This window comes from Nesterenkonia sp. K-15-9-6, from assembly GCF_052656005.1.
On record NZ_JBQYEY010000011.1, the window covers coordinates 1 to 4,085 of the forward strand.

Here is a 4,085-nt window from a genome sequence, read left to right on the forward strand (position 1 = left end):
GAGCCTGGTGAGCTGACGGTCACCGCCACTGATGACGAGGACCCGGATGTCACCGCATCCGACACCGTCACCGTCACTGCCCCGGATGACGGCGATGAGGACCCGGTCCTTGACCCGTCGATCGGGGTGGACCCGGACACGGTTGCTCCGGGTGAGGACACCACGGTGACGGGTGAGGGCTTCGTGCCCGACTCGGCGGTCACTGTGGAGCTCACGGATGAGGACGGCGAGGTCGTCGCCACGATCGAGGATGTCGACACCGACGGTGACGGCAGCTTCAGCGTGGAGTGGACGGTGCCTGAGGGCACTGATCCGGGCATTCTGACGGTGACGGCGACTGACGTCGAGGATGACGACGTCTCCGCGTCGACTCACCTGACGGTCACCGATGAGGACGGGGTGGTTCAGCCTGGTCTGATCATCCACCCGGATGAAGTCGCTCCCGGCGACGACGTCACCGTTGACGGTCAGGGCTTCGTCCCCGGCTCTACGGTGACCGTGGAGATCACTGATGCCGATGGCAACGTGATCGACACGATCGAGGGTGTCGAAGTCGGCGACGATGGGACGTTCACCGTGGAGTGGACGGTGCCGGAAGCCACCGACCCGGGCGAGCTGACCATCACCGCCACCGACGACGAGGACCCGGAGATCAGTGCCTCCGGCACTGTGAACGTCATCGACGACGACGAGGCTGCCGAGCCTGGTCTGAGTGTGGAGCCGGACACGGCAGTCCCCGGTGACGAGGTCACCATCGAAGGTGACGGCTTCGCTCCCGGATCCACCGTCACCGTGGAGATCACTGACGCCGATGGCAACGTGGTCGACACGATCGAGGGTGTCGAGGTCGGCGACGACGGTTCGTTCACCGTGGAGTGGACGGTGCCTGAGGGCACCGACCCGGGTGAGCTGACCATCACCGCCACCGATGACGAGGACCCGTCCCTGAGCGCCTCGGCCACGCTGACTGTCGCTGACCCGGCAGCCGGCGCCGAGGACGGCACCGAGGATGGTACCGAGGACGGCGTCGGCACCGAGGATGGCACTGAGGATGGCACTGAGGACGGCGTCGGCACTGAGGATGGTACCGAGGACGGCGTCGGCACCGAGGCTGGAACGGAGGACGGCACTGAAGCTGGTGCTGGTGCCCCCGCTCCGGGTCCGGGTACCGGGCTGGCCAAGACGGGCAGCGCGATCGTCTTCACGCTCGGGCTTCTCGCGGTGGCCCTGCTGATGCTCGGCACGGGCGCGGTGATCCGTTCCCAGCGGATGCGGGCTTCGGGTGACTGATCTCCCGAGCCGGCTCTGACCGGTCCATCGCAAGACGACGGCGGCGTCTCCCCTCACGGGAGGCGCCGTCGTCGTCTGCTGTTCTAGTCGGACAGGTGTCCGTCCTGCTGTCATCTCGCCGATAGCTGCTTCGCGAGAATGTCCTCTCTGAGGCCTTCTCAGGTTGATTTCGAGGGACGCGACGCAGGTTCTTTTCTCGGGCCGCAGCTGGGGCGACGAAACAATGCATCATAAAAGTCAGCGATCCGCGCCGCACGATGCCTGCCGTACTGACCAGTAGTTTTCTCGATTGCGCGTCGATGCAGGGATTCCGGGCCGGTCGGCATGCAAGGCCAGGATCTGGCGCGGCAGGCGGACAGGGTGTGACCGCCGCGGATCGACCAGGCAATCCGTGGGCTGTGCTAGATTTGCTGACGGTAGCGTGACGCTCGTCATGCCCATTAAAAGTTGAAATTCCTGCGCGATCAGCGACATCACGGTGTGATGTCGCGCTCTTTTGTCGAAGGGCTAGCGCGGAACAGTACACAACAGGGGGACTTCCATGGGGAAGCCATTAGTTGCACCCGATCACAGACATAGACAAGGGCCACCAGCGCGTGGCCTGCTCAAGCGTTGCGCTTCGGCCGTGACCGCTACCGTGGTGGCCGCCGGTCTTGCGTTGGCCGGCTCAGCTCCGGCCAACGCGGCTCCGACCGACGTCTCCGAAGCGCTGGGCAAGTTCCTGGGCGGCCAGGCCGCCGGCATCAACCTCGACGACATCGCCGAGGTCAATGGTGCGTTCGCCGAGAACCCGAGTGGTGAACACCCGCTGGTGACCAACCCGCTCGGCGCCGAGGTGCTCAACGCCATCGCCGTGGACCTCGGCGACTCGCTGCAGCTCTTCGGCCCGAACGGCGTCATCCAGGTGGGTGCCGTCAACCAGTACGCTGAGGCGCAGAGCACCGGTGACGCCCGTGCCGCCTCCGGTGCGGTAAGCGACCAGGGCGCGATCTCCGTGGGCGGCTCGGAAGAGTTCCCGTCGGACGCGACCATCGACCTGAGTGAGCTGCTCACCCAGGTCAGTGGCGGCGCCTCGGAGGGTCTGATCAGCGACCTGAGCCTCACGACAGGTGCGCTGTCCTCCAACATCGAGCAGATCGGTGGCGGCGAGCCCGTCACCGACTACCAGATCGCTGGCGCGACCCTGAGCCTCGAGAGCCCCGCCATCGGGGACATCTACACCGAGCTGCTCTCCACAGTGGACGAGCTGCAGGGGACGCTGGACGGCCTGTCCGGTTCGATCTCTGATGCGCTGGACGTCGGCATCGACCTGGGTGGCCTCGCCAACCTCAGTGCGAACGTCGACTTCACTGCGCCGGACCTGTCCGCACTGCTGCCGGCCGACGTCGTCGGCGAGAGCAGCGGCGTGACCGTGGACCTGACCACCGGTGCGGTCACGGTGGACCTGGAGACGCTGCTCGCGGCGAACCCGGAGCTGCCGAACCTCAATGACATGCCGGCGAACTCTGAGCTGCTCAGCGGTCCGGTCCTCGCGGCCATCGCTGACGGCATCACTCAGGCCGTGACCGATGTGGTCACTGAGATCGTCGACAACCTCCGCGCCACTATCGCCACGACCTCGCTCGGTCTGGATGTGGACGTGAACCTCATCGGTGGACTCGCGGGTATCAATGTCGCGCTGGATGCCCAGCTGGGAGACATCCTGGACGGTACCGCTGAGGACTCCCTGAACGTGACGACTTCGGGCCTGGTCGGTCTCCTGGATCCTCTGCTGGACCTGCTGGGCCTGTCCAGCTCGGATGGCCTGGGTGACCTGGTGCTCAACACCGTGGGTGCTCTCCTGGGGGACACCCTGGATGTCTTGACGGACCTTGAAGGCGTCGTGGACGGCATCACCGGCCCGCTGGCCACCGAGGTCGTCGGCCCGCTGCTGGACGTCGTCACCCAGGTGGTCTCCTTCACGGTGAACGCTCAGCCCGAGGTCGGCGACCTCGGCGAGGGTTCCTCCACCGTGCGGGCGCTGCAGGTCAGCCTGCTGCCTGCTGCCGGTCCGCTGGCTCAGGTCAACCTGGCGTCTTCGACCGTGCGCGGCACTGAGGGCGTCACCCTTGACCCGGCACTGACGGTTGACCCGAACGAGGTGGCTCCCGGCGAGTCCACCACCATCGAGGGCACGGGCTACACCCCGGACTCGACGGTGACGGTTGAGTTCACGGACGAGGACGGCAACGTCGTCGGCACGATCGAGGATGTTCCGACTGATGCTGACGGTGGTTTCACCACTGAGTGGACTGTTCCTGAGGGCACCGAGCCGGGTGATCTGACGGTCACTGGTACGGATGACACCACGGGTGAGGCTGCTGAGGCAGTGCTGACCGTGACTGAGGGCGACGACGATGACGATGATGATGCTGTCATCGATCCGGCGCTGACGGTTGACCCGGACACTGTTGCTCCGGGTGAGTCGACCACGGTTGAGGGCACGGGCTACACCCCGGACTCGACGGTGACGGTTGAGTTCACGGACGAGGACGGCAACGTCGTCGGCACGATCGAGGATGTTCCGACTGATGCTGACGGTGGTTTCACCACTGAGTGGACTGTTCCTGAGGGCACCGAGCCGGGTGATCTGACGGTCACTGGTACGGATGACACCACGGGTGAGGCTGCTGAGGCTACGCTCGCTGTGACCGAGGGCGAGGGCGATGAGTCTGGCACCGAGGCTGGCGATGAGTCTGGCACCGAGGCTGGCGATGAGTCTGGCACCGAGGCTGGCGATGAGTCTGGCACCGAGG

1 protein-coding gene and 1 pseudogene are annotated in these 4,085 nt (G+C 65.8%); both read left to right on the forward strand.

Features of this window, described 5'->3' with window-relative positions; all coding sequences use genetic code 11:
• Positions 1–1,290, forward strand: a pseudogene (locus tag SD455_RS08415) (hypothetical protein); the annotation flags it as partial.
• A 625-nt stretch (positions 1,291–1,915) separates the two neighbouring features.
• On the forward strand, positions 1,916–4,085 hold a 2,170-nt coding region (locus tag SD455_RS08420; RefSeq protein ID WP_445507809.1), incomplete at its 3' end, for a choice-of-anchor G family protein.